Genomic DNA, 20,182 nt, shown 5'->3' on the forward strand with positions numbered 1-20,182 from the left:
GGGTGCTTCGTCGCCAAGTTCTGATAGCGTTCCGGCCCGATGACGCTTCCCCGCCCGATGCCCGTTCCGACCCGCCGTGCCGTGCGTCCGGCGCGCGCCGTGCCGGCATCGATCGCCTGGCTGCTGTCGGCGCTGCTGGCGGCGTGGTTGCTGGCCGGTGTGCGGCCGGCCTGGGCGCTGGATCGCACCCTGCACCTGCAGCAGTTCCATCACCATGCCTGGACTGCTGCCGACGGCGTGCCGATGGAGACCTGGGCGATGGCCCAGACCGCGGACGGCCTGCTCTGGATGGGCGGTCCGAACGGGCTGACCGCCTTCGATGGCGTGCGCTTCGAGCGCTTCCGGCCGAACCCGCCCGAGCTGTTCCCGTCCGCGGCGGTGGGTCGGCTGGTGGCGATGTCCAACGGCGACCTCTGGGCCGCGTTCTTCCCGCGCGGCCTGGTGCGGATCCGCGGCGGTCAGGTGTGGCGCGTCCCGGAGCAGGAAGCCGTCGCCGGAGCGCGCATCCGTTTCATCGCGGAAGGCGCGGACGGCACGGTCTGGGCGGGCAGTCCGACCGGGCTGTTCCGTTTCGACGGAACGACATGGACGCACATCGGCCCCGAGCACGGCGTGCCGACGCGCGCGATCGATGGCGTGGTGGCCGATGGCCGCGGCACGGTCTGGGTGTGCGACGACGAGCGGCTGCTGGCCCTGCCGCAGGGCGAGGCGCGCTTCCGCCCGGTCGGCGATTGCACCGGCGCACTCAGCATTCAGGTGATCCGCGGCGAGGCGTGGTTCGTCCATCCGAAGGAGATGCGCAAGGCCCCCGCCGTGTCGCAGGCGCCGCTCGCTCGCGATCCTTTGCTCGCGACGCGCCGCGGGTCGTCGACGGTGGCCGATCGGGAAGGCAACCTATGGACCGTGTACTGCCCGGCCGGGTTGTGCCGCCGTCGTCTGCCGTGGCCGCTGGAGGGGGACCGTGTGCCGCTGAGCGGCGAGCCCGAGCGCATGGCCGCGCCGCAGGGGCTGTCGGGCGACTTCGGGATGATGATCCTGGAGGATGCCGAGGGCAGTCTCTGGGTGGCGACCAAGAGCGGCCTCGACCGCTTCCGCCGATCGCCGCTGGTGCCTGCGCCGATGCCGCGCGCGACGAGCAACTACGCCTTGTCGGCCGAGGCGGACGGCGCGGTGATGGTGTCGGCGTACTCGCCGGTGGCGTCGTCGCTGTGGCGGATGTCCGGCCCGGCTGGCGACGGCCGGCGGCAGGCCGGACCGGACGGGCAGATCACCGCGATGGGACGCGACGGCGCCGGACGGCTCTGGATGGGCGGGCCAGGAGGGCTGTGGCGCCGCGAGGGCGAGCGCTGGACGGAGGTGCCGCGGCCGCCAGCGCTCGGCGAGCGCTGGATCAACGGCATCGTGCCGAACGGGGACGGCGTGCTGGTGGCCTTCCAGCGGGCGGGCGTGCAGCGCTGGCAGGGCGGCCGGTGGACGCCGCTGACGCTGCCGGGCGTGAGCGGGCCCCTCGAGGCCGCCGTCGCCGCATCGGCCGACGGGACGCTCTGGCTGGGTCTGCAGGACAACCAGGTGTGGCGCTGGCGCGAGGGCGAGGCCAGGCGCTTCGGTCCGCACGAGGGCGTCGACGTCGGGGATGTGCGGCACGTCTACGCGGGGCGCACGCGGCTGCTGATTGCCGGCGACCTCGGCGTGAGCCTGCTGCGCGGTGATCGTTTCGTGCCGCTGATCGCCGAGGGCCAGGAGACCCTGGCCGGGGTGTCGGGCATCGTCGAGACCGGGAACGGCGACCTGTGGTTCAACGCGCGCAAGGGCGCGGTGCATGTGCGCCGCGAGGCGCTGGAGCGCTTCCTCGCGGATCCGCGTCAGCCAGTGCAACTGGAGGTGCTGGACGCGCTGGACGGCTATCCCGGCAGCGCGACCTCGTTCTGGCCTCAGCCGAGCGTGGTCGAGGCCAAGGACGGCCGGTTGTGGTTCGCGGGGACGACAGGCGTCGCCTGGCTGGACCCGCTGCAGCCGCGGCGCAACACGGTGGCGCCGGTGGTGCGGATCACCGGACTGCGCGCGGGCGGCGCGGAGGTGCCGGTGGGCGCGCCGATCGTGCTGCCGCGCCGCACCGACATGATGGAGCTGCGCTTCTCGGCGGCGAGCCTGGCGGTGCCGGAGCGGGTGCGCTTCCGCTACCGGCTCGAGGGCGTGGACGCGCACTGGCGGGAATCGGGTGGGCGTCGCGAGACGGTCTACACCAGCCTGAGCCCGGGGCGTTACCGGTTCCGCGTGCTGGCGATCAACAACGACGGCCTGGCCGCTCGCGAGGAGGCGGTGCAGGAGATCGAGATCCCGGCCGCCTTCCATCAGACCCTGTGGTTCCGCGCACTCTGCGTGGCGGCCGTGGCCGCGCTCGCCTGGGCGCTGCACCGGCTGCGGCTGCGGCAGGCCGCGCGGCGCGCCCGCGAGCAGATGCGCACCCGCATGGCCGAGCGCGAGCGCATCGCCCGCGAGCTGCACGACACGCTGCTGCAAGGCGTGCAAGGGCTGATCCTGCGCGTCGAGGCCCACTCGGCGCAACTGCCCACGGCCCATCCGGTGAGAGCGGCCATCGATGCGGACCTGGTGATGGCCGACGAGGTGCTCGACGAGAGCCGTCGCCGCGTGATGGCGCTGCGCGGTGCCGGTGCGGCCGGAGGCAGCCTGACGCGTGAGCTGGAGGACATCGCCGCGCAGCTGGCGCGGGACTACGACGGCGAGTTCCATCTGGTGACGACGGGTCGGGAACGACCGCTGCGACCGGAGGTGCGGGACGAGCTGCGGCTGATCCTCGGCGAGGCGCTGCTGAACGCGTTCCGGCATGCCCATGCGGACCGGATCACGATGAGCTGGCGCTTCGGCGGATGGTGGCTGCGGGTGACGCTGCGCGACGACGGCGCAGGCATGCCGCCGGCACTGGCGGCGCAAGGGCGGCCGGGACACCTGGGACTGGCTTCGATGCGGGAGCGGGCGAAGGGCCTGGGCGCGCGGCTGCGGATCACGAGCGCGCCCGGCCGCGGCACGGTGGTCGCGCTGGCGCTGCGGGCGTCGAAGGCCTACGCGATCGAGGCGATGCCGATGCCGATGCCGGCGTCACCGGCCGACGAGGCCGAACAGGCGGGCTCCGGTCCAGGTTGAGGAGCGCGCTCGCCATTCGCCCGGCCCAAGCGGCTGGGCGGCGGCGCTCGGCGCTCGCCCGGCCCTTACCCGTGCTGCCGGCACCTCAGCGTGCCGATCAGGAAGCTCTCCTGGCTGTCGTCGACCAGGATCGTCTTCTTCGTGGTCGCAATGAAGGTGGCGCCGCGCGAGGGCGTGATGACTTCCTCGTTGGTGCTTTCCTCGCGCGAGCGGAGCACCACGTCGTCCTGCTGCCAGAAGACGTCGGCCTGCCCCGCGGGGAAGAAGTCGTAGTCGGACTTGCCCAGGAGGTCTTCGCGTGCATGACCGATGAAGCGGCAGAACGCCCGGTTGAGGAACACCCACCGGTGCGCTTGATCCTTGATGAAGATCGGATCGGGCGATTGATCGAGGGCGTGGTACAGGAAATGGCGGTCGTTGCGCGCCTCCCAGGGCGGTGCCTCGGCGGCCGTCAGTCGCATCACCTCGTTGAGATGCAGCTTGGCCAGGCATGCGGCGCCCTGACGCGCATGAAGGCGAGCCAGCACGCGATGCGCCGCGGCTTCCATCGGCACGAGCCCCGCTGCATGGGCCTGTTCCAGCAGCCGGGTGGCGAGCGTCAGTGCAGCGGCGTCGTCGGAGCGGGCCAGGGACTCCAGCCATCCCATGAGCGACCTGTCGACGGGTGGTGCGGCCTGCAAAGGCCGATTGGCGAGAAGCAGCGGGGTCGACCGGTCCGAGGTGGCGCCCGGGTCGGCGCTTTCCCGGACCTGATGCTCGTCCGGCTCGCCGATGAAGCGATAGCCTCTCCGCGGCACGGTGGCGAGCAGCCTCGGTGGTCTGCCGCTGTCGCCGATCGCGAGCCGCGCCTTCTGGATCGCCACCGAGATCACAGCCTCGCCGAGGTGCCGGTTGCGCCACACGTCGTCGAGCAGACGGGCCTTCGTGACGACCTGATGGCGATGGCGAATCAGGTAGACCAGCAGGTCGAATGGCAAGGGTTCGAGGGGCTGGAGACGGCCCTCGAGCAGGACTTGCCGCTGCGCGACGCGCACCTCGCAGCGTCCGAAGACGAAGATCTCACCGCTCACGGACGTGGCCGGATGTTGGGATGCGCGATTGTCGAACGGATCTTGTCGCGGCCCGCATGTTCTCGCCGCAGTGGACGGCCTCGTCATGAAGCGGTGAGGAATGGGTTGGGCGCCGGTGATGACGCGGTGGTCCAAGCTTTGGAGTTCCTTTCGAACACGCTGGCGGCGCTTGCGCAAACTGGGCGATGTCATCAGACATTCCTCGGTGCGGTCCATCAGAAGCCGTACCCGCGCACGTTCAACGAAACACGCCCGCCATGCACCTTGCTCGCCCCCACGCCCCGACAACCAAGCACCTTTTCCTCACGACCGTCCTTTGCGCCATCCTGGCCGCCTGCGGTGGCGGTGGCGGTGACGACGACGGCACGCCGGCAACGCCGCCTGTGCCGGCCGCGCCGGCCGGACCCACCTTGGCGGCGTGCTTCAACCTGACGCCTGGCACGGCGTACACCATGACGGACCCCGATGGGGGCAGCACGTCGGGCAAGGTCCTCGTCGTGAATGAAAGCTTCGACGGCGCCGCCCGCAACGGGAGCGTGGAATTCGCCGGAGCCACGGACATCCGGAGTGCCGCGACCTACTGGTCACCGGAGTCGGCCGGCATCCGCTTCTGGGGATTCGTCGAGTACGACGCCGCTGGCACGGCGCAGTCGAAGACTGTCCATTCCGCAGCCTTCCTGCTGCCGCTGACCCTTCAGGCCGGGCAGTCGACGGTCTTGAAGTACACCGACACCATCCAGCAGCTGACCGGTGCCCAGGCCGGGCAGACCGACACCGAAGCGATGGAGGAAACCTGGACCTTCGAGGGCTTCGAAACCCTGACGCTGGGCGGCAAGACCTTCACCGACACCTGCCGGATCAAGACCCTGCCCGCCGCGGCGGGCCAAGACGGTCCTTCGACCTTGTGGTTCGCGAAGGGCTTCGGCGTGATCCGGGTTCGGCACACCAACAGCGCCGGCCAGGTCGTCGAGGAATCGTCGCTGAACGCGGTCACCGCTCAGCCCTGATCTCGTCACCGGGGTGGCACGCGGCCCGGGAGGCTTCGACGAGCGCCGCCCGGGCGCTGCTCCGCAGTCCCGCCGGGCAGTGGCTGCAGTGTCGGTTTGGTCTGACCAAGTCGACAGTTTGGCCGCCTCTCAGGGAAATCCTGCCTCGAATACTTGCAATTGGTGATGAATTGGTCAGACCGAATTGATGAAATTTGCTGCGCGCCTTGCTAGTCTGGCCCGCAGCCGACGCCGCCATCAGAGCGCGCGGCCCTCCAGGGAGCGATTCCCAAGCCCCGGGCATTCATCAGAAAGCGGAGACATGACCCATCACCCTCATTTCGCCAGGGCGTCACTCCCTCGGCGTCTTCTTCGTCTCGCCGGCATCGGCGCGCTCGCCTGGAGCGCCGCGGCGCTGGCCGGCACCGGCAACGGCGACCTGTCCGACAGCAACATCAGCTACGTCGGGCGTTGGGACAAGAGCAACGGCGCCACCTTCCGCAGTTACTGGAACGGCTCCTACCTGTCCACCAAGTTCACCGGCACCACGGTGAAGGTGAAGCTGGCCGCGCCGACACGCTTCAAGGCCATCATCGACGGGGTCGCCTCCGACTACTGGGATGCGAGCGGCACGATCAACCTCACGCCGACGGCGCTTGCCAACGGCACGCACACGCTGAAGATCGTCGCCAAGTACGAGTACACCGAGCTGCCGTTCCAGGGCCTGGTCCTGGATGCGGGCGCCGCCACCGTCAAGCCCGACGCGTTGCCGCTGGTGGAGTTCATTGGCGACTCCATCACCTCGGGGGTGGTGACCAGCGACATGGTCTTCACCGACTATGCCTGGCTCACCGGCGAGCGGTTGGGCGCCGACCACACCCAGATCTCCTATCCCGGCATCAGCCTGGTCGACCCCACATGGGAGAAGCCCAATGTCCCGACGGGCATGGAGTCGCTCTACTTCAAGCTCCAGCAGGCCACCCATTGCTCGGACGTGGCCTGCACCGGCAACCCGGCGTGGGACTTCGCCAACTACGCGGCCAAGCTGGTCGTGGTCAACCTGGGTTCCAACGACGTCAGCAAGTCGGTGCCCGGTGCCACCTTCCAGAGCCGCTACACCACCTTCCTGCAGAACATTCGCGCCAAGTACCCCAATGCCGACATCTTTGCGCTGCGCACCTTCAACGGCTTCTATCAGGCCGAGACGCAGGCGGCGGTGAATGCGCGAGCGAGCGCGGGCGATGCCAAGGTGCATTACATCGACACCAGCGGCTGGATCGATGCCGGTGATCTGCCTGACTCGCTGCATCCCAACGATGCCGGCCACGTCAAGATCACCTACCGCCTGCTGCCCATCCTGCTGCCCTACCTGGGCGTGGTGACGCGCAACGACACCAGCTTCAGCTACGACAACACTGCCAATTGGCTCAGCGGCGCTCAGAACGGTGCCTATCTGAACGACAACCACTGGTCGAGCGTCACCAACGCTTCCTATCAACTGCCGTTCGCCGGCACCCAGGTCAAGCTGTATGGCGGGCAGGCGCCGGCCCACGGCATCGCGGCGGTGTCCGTCGATGGCGGCGCCGAGACCTTCGTCGATGCCTACTCGGCGACCCGAAAGGACGATGTGCTGCTGTGGACCAGCCCGGTGCTCTCGGCGGGCACCCACACCCTGAAGGTGCGGAACACCGGCGCCAGGAACGCCAACGCGACGGGCAACTTCGTCGTGGGCGATCGGGTCGACGTCATCGATGGCGGCTTGAACCTGCTGAGCAACGCCGGCTTCGAGAACGGGCTGGGCGGCTGGAACACAGGCGCCAATGGAGGCACGGTCTCCACCGCCACCACGCGGCCCAACTCGGGTGCCAGCCATCTGGTGCACAGCGGCACGGCACCTTACTGGGCCTACTCCGCCCAGACCCTCACCGGGCTAAGCAGCGGGCAGTACACCGTGAAGGCCTGGGTGCGAGGCACGGCCGGCCACCAGCTGTATGTGAAGAACTTCGGCGGCAGTCCCGTGTCGGTCACCTCCGTGGCTTCCGACGGCTACACGCAGCTGACCATCAGCAACATCAACGTCACCAGCGGCAGCGCCGAGATCGGCTTCTGGACCAGCGTCGGCTCCGGCACCGGCTGGCTCCACGTTGACGACGTCACCTTCTACAAGCAATAAGGTCGAAGGCGCCCGGCACTGATCGCCACCGGCCTTTGCGGTCAATGCACCTGACGCGTATCGCTTCAGGTGCATTTCACCTTTGGAGGCCGCATTCCACGAAGAGCGCAATCGGCTCGTTGACGGTTCTTCACGCCCGCTTGATGGGTCGTCGACTCGGGCTTCATCACTTCGGATTTCTTTACCCGCAGGCGACCGCATGCGCCCGCATTCCTGTCCGCCGGGCCACTGCAGAGCCCGTTGACTGGCCGTGGGGCAATCGGCCTCTCCTCTCAATGATTCGGAAAGGAATGATCGATATGAAACTCAATGCTCGACTGCTGGCGGTCTCGGCGCTGATGGCGGTGTGCACCGCGAGCTTCGCGCAGTCCACGGCCACGACCGTGCAGCGCGACGTCAACCAGCAGCGCCGGATCGAAGATGGCCTGAAGAGCGGCGAGCTGACCGTGCAGGAAGCCGGCAAGCTCGAACGCGAGGAAAGCCACATCGACAAGCTGCAATCGCGGGAGCTGAAGGATGGGCATCTGTCGGACGCTGAGCGCGCCCGCCTGCGAGCGGCGCAGAACCGGGCCAGGGCCGACATCACCCGGCTCGAGAACAACGGCCAGGTGTCCTCGCCCAACTCCCGGTCGGCCAAGCGGATGGAGGCCGACGTGCAGCACAACATCAACCAGCAACGACGGATCGAGGCGGGGCTGCAGGACGGCTCCCTGTCCCGCCGCGAGGTGGGCCAGCTCGAGCGCGGGCAAGCGGCGGTCAATCACAAGGAAGCGGTCGCGGCGCACAACGGGCATATCGCGCGTGGCGAGCAGATCGCAGTGAATCGGGCGGAGAGGCGTCAGAGCGCCCGGATCCACCACGAGCGCACGGATGGAGGCGGCGCGAACTGAGCGCGCCGACTCGACGCGGCGCGTTTCAGCCGGTTGTCGTCGTTGACCGCTGGAACGATCAAGCGCCGATCCTTCAGCAGCCCGCTGGCCGCTTCGCGTCGCGGCTGCTGAACGCGTTCCGGAAGCTCAAGGCTCCGAGAGCTGGTTCCCCCACGACTTCACAAGCGCCTGAATCGTCTGCGCCGCGACCTTGCAGGCGGGCGTCAACTTGCCGTGCCGAGGCGTCGCCAGTGTCACGTGGCGCATCAGGTCCGGTCTCACGAGTTTCGTCGCCTGCACCTTCCCGGCACGCAGATCCTCCGCGAAGGCGTAGGGCCCGAGGATGGAGTACAGCCCAGGCTGATTGGCCACCAGCGTGCGCTGCACCGTGAGCGAGTCGGCCTCGGCCACGGACTGCAGTTGGAAGCCGAGGCCTCGCGCCGCTTCATCGAGCGCGTTGCGCCAATGGCTGGGCCGTCGGGGGAGCACCAGGCGAAGTCCCTTCAGCCGAGAGAACGGAAGGGTCGGCTTCTGGGTGAGTGCGTCGCCCGGCGCGCTGACCAGGTAGGTGCTGACGCTCGACAGCAGCTTCTCATCGCGGCCGGAGGGCTTGCTGAAGCGGAACAGCACGGCAAGGTCCAGCGAACGACTGTCCAGGAGCGCATCGAGCTCGGTCCCTTGCGCCTCCACGAGGTCCAGTGAGATGCCGGGATGCTCCTTCTGCAGCCGCTCGAACAGGCGAGTGGTGAGCGGGTGCGCCGCCGTGGGAATGATGCCGAGGGTCACGCGGCCAACGATGCGGCCGGCATCGGACTTCAGTTCGAGCTCCATCTGCTCGGTCTCTTGAAGCCAGGGACGCAGCCTGGCGGCAACCCTGGCACCAAGCTCGGTGACGACAACCCCGCGCCCCGTCCGCCGGAACAGCGGCCCGCCATAGCCTGATTCGAAGTCGGTGATCTGGCGGCTGATGTGCGACTGGGCCGTCTGCCGATGCGCGGCCACTTTGCTCAGGCTGCCAGCCTCGACGACCTCGAGGAACAGGCGTACTGCCCCGATGTTCATGCGCGTCTCCGTGAGATATGCCAATTCTGGCATGGCTGATTCATCTGAAGTGTGGCTATGCGGATGGTCGACGGATTTCTACATTCACTCCAACCGACCCGTTTCCCGCAACCGGCACGACGCCGGCGACAGAGAGAAAGACGGCCAGGTTAGTCACCCACCCTCGGCACTGCGATATCAGGAGACATCCATGCAAGCCCCCGACCTCCGCGGCCTCGTGCCCGCGCCCGTCACTCCCTTCACCCGCGACGGCGGCGTCGACTACGCGGCCATCCACCGCCTCGGCAGCTGGCTGGGTAGCTTCGAAGGCGTCAAGGGTCTGACCGTCCTCGGTCATGCCGGCGAAGGCACGTTCCTGGAGCGCGACGAGCAGCTGCGCGTCATCGAAGCGTTCCGCGAATCCGTGGGCGACCGTCTGCCCATCATTGCCGGCATCACGCTGGAAGGCACGCAAGTCGCGGCCGAAGAGGCCAAGCGAGCGGTCAAGGCCGGCGCCTCGGCAGGGCTGGTCTACCCGTCACACGGCTGGCTGCGTTTCGGCTACCAGGACGGCGCGCCGCAAGACCGCTACAAGGCCATCTACGAAGCCAGCGGCCTGCCACTCATCCTGTTCCAGTACCCGGACGCGACCAAGGCCACCTACAACCTGAAGACACAGCTGGAGATCGCCGCGCTGCCCGGCGTCTTCGCGATGAAGAACGGCGTGCGCAACATGAAGCGCTGGGACACCGAGATTCCCGTCATCCGCAAGGAGCGCCCGGACCTCCAGATCCTGACCTGCCACGACGAGTACCTGCTGCACACCATGTTCGACGTGGACGGTGCACTGGTCGGCTACGGTGGCCTGACGCCTGAACCGCTGATCGAGCTGATTGCCGCCGGCAAGGCCAAGGACTACGCCAAGGCGCGTGCCATTCACGACCGCCTGCTGCCGGTGACCAAGAACGTGTACCACCGCGGCAGCCACATGGAAGGCACTGTCGCGCTGAAGCACGGCCTGGTCGCTCGCGGCATCCTGGAACACGCCACGGTCCGCAGCCCGCTGCTGCCGCTGGCGGAGGGCGCTGGCGAGGAGATCGCCGCGGCCCTGCGCTCCGCTGGCCTGACCAAGTAAGCGAGACGCTCAAGCACTGCGGGAGTGGCCCCGCCAACTCCCGCAGTGCCGTCGGCGGCTCACGACCGACACCCTGGCGCGCCGGCGCTCCGTGGCACGAAGAAGACTTCGGTCACCCGGCATCCCCTACACGTCCGGCGAGCAACGCCGGCAGAGGAGACAAGACATGGTCCGATTCCCCGTTGCCGCACTCGCGGCCGTGGCTGGGATGGTCGGCGGGCTGTGCCACGCGCAGACTTCGGTCGCGCTGTCCGGCACAGTGGACGTCGGCGTCCGCCACGTAAAGAATGGCCGGCTGGGCAGCATCGACTCCGAGGTGAGCGGCGCCAACACCACCAGCAAGCTCGTCGTCCAGGTGCGCGAGTCGCTCGGCAACGGCCTGAGCGCCGGCGTGTATCTCGACAGCACGCTCCTCGGCGACACCGGTGCGGTGAACACCCCGTTCTGGGACCGACGAGCGACCGTCAGCCTCTCGCACGACCGTTTCGGCGAGATTCGCCTGGGCCGCGACTGGGCGCCGACTCACCTCCTGTGGTCCGAGCTCGACCCATTCATCACCTTGGGCATCGCAGGCGCCAACAGCTTCCGCTCCGTCTTCGCATCGCAGGCGCTCGGCCAGGCCTTTGGTGTGAGCACCGATGCCAACCAGCTCAACCCGACGCTTCGCATCGCCAACACCGCGCAGTACTTCCTGCCGACCGGACTCGGTGGCGTGCACGGCTCGCTGCTGGTGAGTGCAGGAGAGGGGGGCTCCGCTGGCGCCGGCGCCGCGAAGACCGACGGTGGCCGTCTCGCCTGGCGGGGCGAGCGGCTGATGGTCGGCGTCGCGCAGGTCACGACGCGCAACGCCAATGCGGGCCGCGACTTCACCGACCGCGTGTGGGGGGCCTCCTATGAGTTCAAGGTCGTGAAGGTGAGCGTGGGCCAGCGCCAGTGGCGCTACGGCATGGACAAGACCACGAACACGCTCGTCGCCGCCTTGGTTCCCCTGGGCTTCGGTGACCTGAAGTTCACGCTCGTCCGAGCGGACCAGCAGGGGGCGACCGCCGCACTGAGCGCCAACGATGCGACCTTGATCGGTGCCGGCTACGTGCACCATCTGTCCAAGCGCACGGCGCTCTATGCGCATGCCTCACGCATCGCCAACAAGGGCGGAGCGTCGTTCTCCGTCGCCGGCGGTCCAGCGGTGAGCCGCGTGGCCACGGCGGTCAACTACTTCGGAGGGCAGAGGTCGACGGCCTTCGAAAGCGGCATCCGACATAACTTCTGAGGTCCGTCCCGATGGAAGAAGCGATGAATCCCCGCTCCGGCGGCGCAAGGTATGCGAGCGAAGCGGCACGCACGCCGGCGCCAACCGTCCCCGACGAGGCGCCGTCCCCCATGGCGCTCCAGGCCGCGAAGCTGCTGTTCCGCATCGAGAACGTGCCGTTCTGCCGATGGCACACGAAGACGCGTGTCGTCATGGGGACCGCCACCTTCCTCGATGCCTTCGACGCGCTCAGCCTGGCGTTCGTCCTCCCGGTGCTGGTCGGTCTCTGGCATCTCAGCCCCGGCCAAGTGGGCCTGCTCATCGCAGCCGGCTACATCGGTCAGGTCATCGGCGCCTTGCTGTTCGGTTGGCTCGGCGAGAAGTGGGGTCGCGTGCCCGCCGTCTCCACAGCGGTCGCGGTGATGTCCGCCATGAGCATCGCCTGCGCCTTCGCCGGCAGCGTGCAGATGCTGTTCCTGCTGCGCTTCCTGCAGGGCATCGGCGTGGGCGGAGAGGTGCCGGTCGCTGCCACGTACATCAACGAGATGTCGCAGTCCAAAGGCCGCGGTCGCTTCTTCGTGCTCTACGAGCTCATCTTCCCGCTGGGCCTGATGGCCGCGGCGCAGGTGGGGGCGTTCGTGGTTCCGCACTACGGCTGGGAGGTCCTGTTCATGGTGGGAGGTCTCCCCGGCCTGCTGATCCTGATGTTCATGGCCCGTCTGCCCGAGTCGCCCCGCTGGCTCGCGTCCAAGGGACGCTGGGAAGAGGCGGAACGGGTCATCCGCTCGCTCGAGGCGGCCACGCCGCGCCGGCAGATCGACGTTCACCGTGAGCAGGACAAGGTTCGAGCGCGGGAGCTCAGTCTGGCGGCCGGTCTGAAGTCCACGAGGAAGGCCAGCTGGAAGGAGCTCTTCTCGCCGCTCTACCGCCCTCGCACGCTCATCGTGTGGGTGTTGTGGGCCTCCTCCTACTTTGTCGCCAACGGCATCAACAACTGGCTTCCCACGCTCTACAAGACCGTGTACCACCTGCCGCTGCAAGACGCGCTGCGACTTGCCTCGGTCACGAACGTACTGAGCGTCTGCGCCGTCTTCGCATGCGCCATGCTGGTCGACAAGGTCGGGCGTCGTCGCTGGGCCACCGGCAGCTTCATCGCTGCCGGAACGCTGCTGCTGGGTCTGGTCGCCACTGGCGCGCAAAGCGTCTGGGCGGTCGCCCTCTTCGCTTCCGCGGCCTATGCCGTGATGGGCACCACCACCGTGCTGCTGTACCTCTACACGCCGGAGATCTATCCGACTCGCATGCGGGCCATCGGCACAGGACTGGCGACATCCTGGCTGCGGGCGGCTTCCGCTGCGGCACCCGCGATGGTCGGGATGATGCTCACCGCCCAAGGCGTGGCCAGCGTCTTCCTCATGTTCGCCGGGGCGACCGTCGTGGGCCTCTTCGCATCGAGGAAGATGATTGAGACGACCGACAAGGCGCTCGAAGAGATCTCGCCCTGAGCGGTGGCGAGTCCAGATCAGAGAAGAACATGGAGACCTCAATGAAGCTCGTCAAAGTGCTGGTCGCGCTGATGTCCAGCGCCGTGATTCCCCTGGCAGTCCATGCCCAGACTTTCCCTGAGAAGGGCAGCACGCTGCGCATCATCGTGCCGTTCGCAGCGGGTGGCGGTGTGGACAACGCGGCACGGCTGTTGGCCGAGCAGCTCCGCAAACAGCTCGGCACGCCGGTCGTCGTGGAGAACAAGGCCGGTGCCAGCGGCACGCTGGGTGGCAAGGCGGTCCAGACGGCTCCGGCTGACGGCTACACCCTGCTCTTCTCCGCGGCCACGCATGTGCTGGCCAAGCAGGTGTTGGCGACACCGCCATACGATCCGCAAACGGACTTCGTGCCTGTGGCGCGGGTCGGCGAGGCGCCGCTCATGCTGGTCATCGCTCCGGCGCTCGAGCCCCGGACGCTCGGTCAGATGATTGGCGCCGCGAAGTCCAAGCCTGATGAGTGGATGGCGGCCATCCCTGCAGCCGGCGCCCCGAGTCATCTGGCGACGCTTCTCTTCGCCAAGCAGGCCGGGCTGAAGCTCACCTACGTCCCATACAAGGGAACGCAGCCTGCCCTGGTGGATGTCGGTGGCAACCACGTGAGCCTCCTGCTCGACTCCATGGTGTCGCTCCTGCCGCTCGCGAAGTCCGGGAAAGTGCGTCCGCTGGCCATCACTGCAGAGAAGCGCAGTCCCCTGGCTCCGGAAGTGCCGACGATGCAGGAAGGCGGTCTCAAGGCTTTCAGGTACGCATCCTGGTACGGCGTGTGGGTCCCCAGGGGAACGCCGGCAGACCGTGTTGCCAAGTTGAGCGCGGCGGTCACGCAAGCGTCGTCGGAGCTGGGGCGCAACGGTGCCTATGCGGCCATCGGCATCGATGCGCTCTCGGAAGGGAGCGAGCAGTTCAAGAAGTTCATTGCAGCCGATGTCGCTCAGGGCTCCGAACTGCTGAGGAGCGCAGGTTTCAAGCCTGAATGAGGAGGCGACGAGACGCTGGCGTCCGGGTCAGGACTCCGCTCCATGCTGGTTGGGGTCATTGCAATGGAAGCTGCTGAGCGGTGACGGCATAGTGGTCGGCGGCAGCAGGTTCGAGGCAGCTCAATAGCTGCGACTGGAACTTCAGCGCTCCAAGATCGAAAAGCGGCGCCAGTGTCGGTTTGCGCCGAGCACTGGAAATCGCATTCCATGTTTATTTCCTCAGCCCCGAGGGCTGAAGGTCCTGGGAAACACGACGGGCGCACTGCGATCCGCCAGCCGATAGCCCATGGCTGGTCGGTTCGAGGTGCCCTCCACGTACCCTGCCTCGACAAGGAACTGCGCGGCCAGCATTCGCGTTCGGAAGAGGCACGTTTTGACATCGTCGTCCGCGCCAACGAAGCCAAGTTCTCGCAGAACCGGGCATTGCGGGATTACCTGCTCACCACGGGTGGCCGGGTGCTCGTCGAGGCGAGCCCCGTTGATCGCATCTGTGGGATTGGCCTTGCAGCGAACGACGAACGAGCGTTTGATCCACGCGCGTGGCGCGGCCTGAACCTGCTGGGTTTTGCTCTGATGGAAGTGCGTGCGCGATTGGCGTCCAGCTCTTGCCCCGGCACTGCCGCGCGAGACTGAGCAGGTAGCTGCGGATCGGCATCCGGTTCCCCGCTTCATCCCCCCGTTTCTGCAGTCTGTCGTCCCCCGCTGGGGCGGACCGGACTCGGTTGATATGGTGTGCTACATCAGCAACACACCGGCGCCCCGCGCCTCGCGTCATGCATAGCTGGAACGATCAAGCGCCGATCTATCAGCAGCTCGCCGACCGCCTCGCGTCGCAGCTGCTGGACGGCGATCCCCCCGAGGGCGAGGCGCTGCCGTCCGTGCGCGCGCTCGCCAGCCAGTACCTCATCAACCCCTTGACCGTCAGTCGCGCGCTGCAGTCGCTGGTGGACGAGGGCCTGGTCGAGAGCCGCCGCGGCATGGGCATGTACGTCCGTGACGGCGCCCGCATCCGGCTGCTGCGCAGCGAGCGGGAGCATTTCCTCCAGGAGGAATGGCCCCGCCTGCGGGAGAAACTTCGCCGCCTGGGCCTTCGCCCCCAGGACCTGAATTGGGAGGACGCATGAAGACGCTTATCGAGGCCAGCCACCTGAGCCTCCACTACGGTCGCAAGGCGGCCCTGCAGGACCTGACCTTCTCCATCCCCGCCGGCCGCGTTGTCGGCCTGCTGGGCCACAACGGCGCCGGCAAGACCACGCTGATGAAGACGCTGGTCGGCCTGAAGCAGCCCACCGGCCAGCTCCGCGTGCTCGGCCTGGATCCGCATGCCGACCGCGCGCAGCTGCTGACCTCGCTCTGCTACATCCCCGACGTGGCCGTGCTGCCCAGCTGGGCGCGGGTGTCGGAGCTGATCCGCCTGATGGCGGGCCTGCAGCCCCGCTTCTCGACCGAGCGCGCCCGGCAGCTGCTGCGGCGCACCTCCGTGGGCGAGAACGACAAGGTCAAGCACCTGTCCAAGGGCATGGTCACCCAGCTGCACCTCGCGTTGGTGGCAGCCATCGACGCCAAGCTCATGATCCTGGACGAGCCGACGCTCGGCCTGGACGTGATGTCGCGCAAGAGCTTCTACGAGATGCTCATCGACGAGTGGTGCGACGGCGAACGGTCGGTGCTGATCTCCACCCATCAGGTCGAGGAGGTGGAGACGCTGCTGTCGGACGTGATCATGCTGGACGAAGGGCGGCTGGTGCTGGACATCTCGCTGGCGGAAATGGACGAGCGCTTCGTCGCGCTGTCGCACGATCCGGACGCCGCCGAAGCCGTCGCGGCCAACCACCCGCTGCTGCGCTATCGGGTGCAGGGCCGACCGGCCGCGCTGTTCGACGGCGTCGCCCCGGACACGGTCGCCCACCTGGGGCAGCGCGTGCGCCCCAGCCTGGTGGACCTGTTCATGGCCCTGACCCGCAAGCCCGAGATCCAGGCGCGCACGCCGGAATCGGCCTGATCCGCGAACCCTCCTCAAGGACATCTCCATGACGCTCTTCAACACGCTGCTGCTGCGTGAGTGGCTGCAATACAAGCGCGCCTGGCTGGGCCTGGTGCTGGTGCCGATCCTGGTGCTGCTGGCGCTGGTGCCGTTCAGCCAGGTCGACGACGTCGACGTGCCCAGTCCGGAGCCGGTCGCGCTGATCGCCGGTCTGCTGACGGTCGGGCTGGTCATGACCCTCGCCATGGCCGTCTCCGGCTACCAGTTGCTCGGCCTGGCCCGGCGCGATCAGCAGGACCGCTCGATCGAGTTCTGGTCCTCGCTCCCGGGCAGCCATGCTGCGAGCCTGGGCGCGCCGATCGTCGCGCATGGCGTGCTGATGCCGGCCGTCGCGGTGCTGCTCGGCGTCGCCGGGGGCGTGGTGGTCGGCTCGGCGATGGCCTTCAAGGAATTCGGCCTGTCCGCGCTGCACCAGACGCAGTGGGCGGCGCTGTTCCAGGCCACGCTCTGGCTGAGCCTGCGGCTGGTCGTCGGCGTGGTGCTGGCGGCACTGTGGATCGCGCCTATCGCGCTGGCGCTGATGGCCGCGTCGGCCTGGCTCCGGCGCTGGGGCGCTCCGCTGCTGGTGATCGGCGTCGGCGCCTTCCTCAAGATCTACAAGGACGAGCCCGTCGCCGCAGCGCTGAAGCGACTGCTCAAGACGCAGATGGAAGGCGTCGCCAGCGCCTGGGTGCAGAGCGGCACCCGGCTGATCGTCGAGTCGAACGGCGATGGGCGGCTCGACATGCAGGACTTCTTCGACATGCTGTTCCGCTTCCCCGACTTCGCCCGGGACGGCCTGCCGCAGGTCCTGCATGCGGCGCTGCATCCGCAGTTCTTCGGCGGGTTGGCGCTGGCCGGCGCATGCTTCTGGTTGCTGGTGCTGCAGCGCAAGCGCAGCCTGTGATCCGGCGCGCCGCGCGCACTCGAGGGGCCCCGCCAGCGAGCGGGGCCTCTTTTCATCCGACGGTCGGGAACGGGCTGACGCCGATGAGGGCGCGGTGCAACCCCGCCGCGAACACGACCCAGGCCACGACGCCGACCGCCACCGCGATCGCGGTGCCCCGCGCGGTGCCCGCCGGCGGGCGCGGACCGGCCCGCCGACGCGCCGAGCGGAAGTCGAGGACCGCCCAGACGAGGAAGGCGCCGAACAGCACCAGGTCGGCGACGGTGTTGTTGGCCAGCAGGTGACCGAGGGCCCAGAGCTTCACCGCCAGCACCATCGGGTGCCCCAGCCTCGCCTTGAGGTGGTTGCGCGGCACATAGGCGGCGGCCAGCAGGATCAGCGCTAGCAGCATCAGCAGCCCCGCCAGGTGATTCATGCCGCGCGGCGTCGCCCACAGCGGATGCGGATCGAGCCGCGCCTGGCCATAGCCCCAGACGATCAGCAGCAGGCCGACGAGGGAGACGGCGGTGTAGCCGAGCTTCCAGCGGCGTTCGCCCCAGGCGGCGAGGCGGGCATCGCGCCAGCCCGGCGCGACGATGCGGACCGAATGCGGTCCGAGGAACAGGATCAGGCCGAGGATCAGTGCCCACATGGTGTTGTCGCTCCTTGTCGGCGCGGACTATGCCCGCGCCGGGAGCGGCTCACCAGTGCCGTCCGGATCAAGAGACCGTTGTCGGCGGCGGGGCGAATGTGGGCGACAGTGGCGCCGCGGGCGCGGCCCGGACCTGGCGCAGGTCGCCTTCGGCGTGGTCCAGCCAGGCCATCGCGGCCAGCAGGGCCAGCATCGCGACGGCGATGCCCAGCGCGCGCAGCAGCACGCGGCGCCAGCGGTGATCGGACACGGGAGGCGGCGCGGGGACGCGCGCGCCGCCAAGGCGGGCGGGGGCTTTCATGGCGGAACTCCAGCGAGGATCGCCGCCGGGCTCAGGGCAGCACGGCGCCCAGGCCCCACAACAGCGCCGGATAAACCGCGCCCCAGGCGACCGCGAGGAGCGCGACGGCCTTCATGCCGAGAAAGATCGGCGGGACATGCTTGGCAGTGACGGATGGCTTCGACATGGTGCGCTCCTGGAGCTGGCAGCTCATGTCGTGCAAACGGCGTGCCAACTTGCGGGGTTGACTGTCGAATGCGTCAAAAACACAGCGTTACGCCGGCTTGACGAGCCGGACATCGCCTGCCGTGATCGACGTCACGGCGGTCACTTCCGGTCACGCGCCCGCCGCCCGTCAGCCGCCGGATCGTCCGTCAGGCGCTCCGGTCCACCCGAAGCGCCAGCAGCACCGAGGTGTGCGTCTTGATCACGCCCTCGATCTCACCGATCTCGTCGAGCAGCGCATCGAGCCGCGCCGTGCTGTCGGCGCGCAGCGTGGCCATGTAGTCGAACTCGCCGCTGACCGACGCCAGCTGGCGCAACTCGGGCAGCCGCGAGAGCCGCTTGACCACCTCCCGCCCGGCGCGCGGCTGCACGGTGATGCCGACGAAGGCCTGCACACCGCGCTCGACCGCCTCGCCGCCCAGGCGCACCGTGTAGCCGGCGATCAGGCCTTCCGCTTCGAGCCGGGCCAGCCGAGCCACCACCGTGGTGCGGGCGACGCCCAACTTGCGGGCGAGGTCGGCGGTGCTTTCGCGCGCATTGGCCTGCAGCAGCGCGACCAGGTCGCGGTCGGTCTGATCACGCAGCGTCGCGGGCGCGGTGGACGGGGTATCGGTGGCTTGCTTCGCGTTCATGGGGATGGCTTCCGCCGCAGGGCGTCGGTCTCGGGATTAACCCTTGTTTTCGTCGAAATGAGCAGTGGGGCCGACGAATCGTCAGCATAGAGCTGTTTTTCGTCGAAGTCGCGCTTTCTTTCGTCAGGGGCGCTCGGGACACTGCGGCCATCGCTTTCCATTTCCAGGATCACAAGGAGCACGACATGAAAGTGGCACTGCTGGGCGCCGGACACATCGGCCAGACGATCGCGCGACTGCTGCAGGGCAGCGGCGACTACCAGGTCACCGTGATGGACAAGAACGCCGGTGCGCTCCAGTTGCTGGCGGGCCAGGGCCTCGCGACCAAGACGGTGGACACCGAGGACAAGGCCCAGTTGGCCGCCGCGCTCCGCGGCAACGACGTGGTCGTCAACGCACTGCCGTACCACCTGGCGATCACCGCCGCCCACATGGCGCTGGAGGCCGGCTGCCATTACTTCGACCTGACCGAGGACGTCGCCGCGACCAAGGAGATCAAGCGCATCGCCGCCGGCGCCAAGACCGCCTTCATGCCGCAGTGCGGCCTGGCGCCGGGCTTCATCGGCATCGTCGCGCACCACCTGGCCAAGCGCTTCGACACGCTGCAGGACGTCAAGATGCGGGTCGGCGCGCTGCCCGCGTTCCCGACCAATGCGCTGAAGTACAACCTGACCTGGTCGGTCGACGGCCTGATCAACGAGTACTGCCACCCCTGCGAGGCGATCCACGACGGCGACACCATTGCCGCGCTGCCGCTGGAAGGGCTGGAGCACTTCTCGCTGGACGGCACCGAGTACGAGGCCTTCAATACCTCCGGCGGCCTGGGCACGCTGTGCGAGACCTGGGACGGCAAGGTCCGCAACCTGGACTACAAGACGGTCCGCTATCCGGGTCACCGCGACCTGATGATGTTCCTGCTGGACGACCTGGCGCTGAAGAACGACCAGGAAAAGCTGAAGGACATCATGCGCAAGAGCATGCCCGCGACGATGCAGGACGTGGTGCTGGTGTTCGTGACGGTCTCCGGCATGAAGAACGGCGTGCTGATGCAGGAGGTCTTCGCCCGCAAGATCTTCGCCGAGCGCGATGGCGAGCAGCCGCTGTCGGCGATCCAGATCACCACCGCCGCCGGCATCTGCGCCGCCGTCGACCTGTTCCGCGAGGGCAAGCTGCCGCAGCAGGGCTTCATCCGCCAGGAAGAGGTCGCATTGCCGGACTTCCTCGCCAACCGCTTCGGCAAGGCCTATCAGCAGTCGCGCCAGGTCGAATCGATCGGCTGAA

General features: G+C 68.2%; 19 protein-coding genes and 1 pseudogene. 13 read left to right on the top strand and 7 right to left on the bottom strand.

Annotation, left to right across the window (positions count from 1 at the left end; genetic code table 11):
* Positions 1–57: 57 nt before the first annotated feature.
* On the top strand, positions 58–3,162 hold the full coding sequence (locus CS062_RS17715; protein ID WP_158238820.1) for a sensor histidine kinase: 3,105 nt from the start codon (positions 58–60) through the stop codon (positions 3,160–3,162).
* A 65-nt stretch (positions 3,163–3,227) separates the two neighbouring features.
* Here the strand turns inward: CS062_RS17715 and CS062_RS17720 are convergent, their stop codons facing one another.
* Positions 3,228–4,232, bottom strand: coding sequence for a winged helix-turn-helix domain-containing protein (locus CS062_RS17720; RefSeq protein ID WP_158238821.1), 1,005 nt, complete (start codon positions 4,230–4,232; stop codon positions 3,228–3,230).
* Between the two features lie 185 nt (positions 4,233–4,417).
* Between CS062_RS17720 and CS062_RS17725 the strand changes: the two genes are divergently transcribed.
* From CS062_RS17725 to CS062_RS17735, 3 genes are all read left to right on the top strand, one after another.
* A complete protein-coding gene (locus tag CS062_RS17725) occupies positions 4,418–5,239 on the top strand; it encodes a hypothetical protein (RefSeq protein WP_158238822.1) in 822 nt (273 codons plus the stop codon).
* A 301-nt stretch (positions 5,240–5,540) separates the two neighbouring features.
* Complete coding sequence (locus tag CS062_RS17730; RefSeq protein WP_158238823.1) at positions 5,541–7,391, top strand: GDSL-type esterase/lipase family protein; 1,851 nt, start codon at positions 5,541–5,543, stop codon at positions 7,389–7,391.
* 143 nt (positions 7,392–7,534) lie between these two features.
* Complete coding sequence (locus tag CS062_RS17735) at positions 7,535–8,281, top strand: hypothetical protein (RefSeq protein ID WP_233218118.1); 747 nt, start codon at positions 7,535–7,537, stop codon at positions 8,279–8,281.
* 126 nt (positions 8,282–8,407) lie between these two features.
* Here the strand turns inward: CS062_RS17735 and CS062_RS17740 are convergent, their stop codons facing one another.
* Positions 8,408–9,322 (bottom strand): LysR family transcriptional regulator, encoded by a 915-nt coding sequence (locus tag CS062_RS17740; protein ID WP_099862916.1) that lies wholly within the window; start codon positions 9,320–9,322, stop codon positions 8,408–8,410.
* A gap of 190 nt (positions 9,323–9,512) precedes the next feature.
* Here CS062_RS17740 and CS062_RS17745 point away from each other — a divergent pair, with 190 nt between their 5' ends.
* The 4 genes from CS062_RS17745 (at position 9,513) to CS062_RS17760 (ending at position 14,203) form a co-directional block, all read left to right on the top strand.
* On the top strand, positions 9,513–10,436 hold the full coding sequence (locus tag CS062_RS17745) for a dihydrodipicolinate synthase family protein (RefSeq protein ID WP_099862917.1): 924 nt from the start codon (positions 9,513–9,515) through the stop codon (positions 10,434–10,436).
* A 166-nt stretch (positions 10,437–10,602) separates the two neighbouring features.
* A complete protein-coding gene (locus CS062_RS17750) occupies positions 10,603–11,706 on the top strand; it encodes a porin (RefSeq protein WP_099862918.1) in 1,104 nt (367 codons plus the stop codon).
* A gap of 23 nt (positions 11,707–11,729) precedes the next feature.
* Positions 11,730–13,190, top strand: coding sequence for an MFS transporter (locus CS062_RS17755; RefSeq protein ID WP_099862919.1), 1,461 nt, complete (start codon positions 11,730–11,732; stop codon positions 13,188–13,190).
* 41 nt (positions 13,191–13,231) lie between these two features.
* On the top strand, positions 13,232–14,203 hold the full coding sequence (locus CS062_RS17760; RefSeq protein WP_438270485.1) for a Bug family tripartite tricarboxylate transporter substrate binding protein: 972 nt from the start codon (positions 13,232–13,234) through the stop codon (positions 14,201–14,203).
* Positions 14,204–14,422: 219 nt separating this feature from the next.
* Here the strand turns inward: CS062_RS17760 and CS062_RS27390 are convergent.
* A pseudogene (locus CS062_RS27390) lies at positions 14,423–14,566 on the bottom strand (DNA mismatch repair protein MutT); the annotation flags it as partial.
* Between the two features lie 15 nt (positions 14,567–14,581).
* On the opposite strand from CS062_RS27390, the gene ybiA reads away from it, so the two are divergent.
* From ybiA to CS062_RS17780, 4 genes are all read left to right on the top strand, one after another.
* The gene (gene ybiA / locus CS062_RS26985) at positions 14,582–14,836 is read left to right on the top strand and encodes a riboflavin biosynthesis intermediates N-glycosidase (RefSeq protein ID WP_438270486.1); all 255 of its coding nucleotides are present in this window, start codon (positions 14,582–14,584) and stop codon (positions 14,834–14,836) included.
* Between the two features lie 140 nt (positions 14,837–14,976).
* Positions 14,977–15,327 (top strand): GntR family transcriptional regulator, encoded by a 351-nt coding sequence (locus tag CS062_RS17770; RefSeq protein WP_099862933.1) that lies wholly within the window; start codon positions 14,977–14,979, stop codon positions 15,325–15,327.
* A complete protein-coding gene (locus tag CS062_RS17775) occupies positions 15,324–16,205 on the top strand; it encodes an ABC transporter ATP-binding protein (RefSeq protein WP_158238824.1) in 882 nt (293 codons plus the stop codon). Before CS062_RS17770 ends, CS062_RS17775 begins: the two co-directional genes overlap by 4 nt.
* A gap of 28 nt (positions 16,206–16,233) precedes the next feature.
* Complete coding sequence (locus CS062_RS17780) at positions 16,234–17,133, top strand: hypothetical protein (protein WP_099862923.1); 900 nt, start codon at positions 16,234–16,236, stop codon at positions 17,131–17,133.
* 52 nt (positions 17,134–17,185) lie between these two features.
* Here CS062_RS17780 and CS062_RS17785 read toward each other — a convergent pair whose 3' ends face one another.
* The 4 genes from CS062_RS17785 to CS062_RS17795 all read right to left on the bottom strand — a co-directional run bounded on the left by CS062_RS17785 (position 17,186) and on the right by CS062_RS17795 (position 18,901).
* On the bottom strand, positions 17,186–17,764 hold the full coding sequence (locus tag CS062_RS17785) for an NnrU family protein (protein WP_099862924.1): 579 nt from the start codon (positions 17,762–17,764) through the stop codon (positions 17,186–17,188).
* A 67-nt stretch (positions 17,765–17,831) separates the two neighbouring features.
* On the bottom strand, positions 17,832–18,065 hold the full coding sequence (locus tag CS062_RS17790) for a hypothetical protein (RefSeq protein ID WP_199174274.1): 234 nt from the start codon (positions 18,063–18,065) through the stop codon (positions 17,832–17,834).
* A gap of 31 nt (positions 18,066–18,096) precedes the next feature.
* Positions 18,097–18,231, bottom strand: coding sequence for a hypothetical protein (locus tag CS062_RS27205; RefSeq protein WP_259373114.1), 135 nt, complete (start codon positions 18,229–18,231; stop codon positions 18,097–18,099).
* 187 nt (positions 18,232–18,418) lie between these two features.
* Positions 18,419–18,901, bottom strand: a complete 483-nt coding sequence (locus tag CS062_RS17795; protein WP_099862925.1) for an Lrp/AsnC family transcriptional regulator — start codon at positions 18,899–18,901, stop codon at positions 18,419–18,421.
* Positions 18,902–19,086: 185 nt separating this feature from the next.
* On the opposite strand from CS062_RS17795, the gene CS062_RS17800 reads away from it, so the two are divergent.
* Positions 19,087–20,181, top strand: a complete 1,095-nt coding sequence (locus CS062_RS17800; protein WP_099862926.1) for a saccharopine dehydrogenase family protein — start codon at positions 19,087–19,089, stop codon at positions 20,179–20,181.
* Position 20,182 lies beyond the last annotated feature (1 nt).

This window comes from Roseateles chitinivorans, assembly GCF_002761755.1.
In the GTDB taxonomy this organism is placed as follows: domain Bacteria; phylum Pseudomonadota; class Gammaproteobacteria; order Burkholderiales; family Burkholderiaceae_C; genus Roseateles; species Roseateles chitinivorans.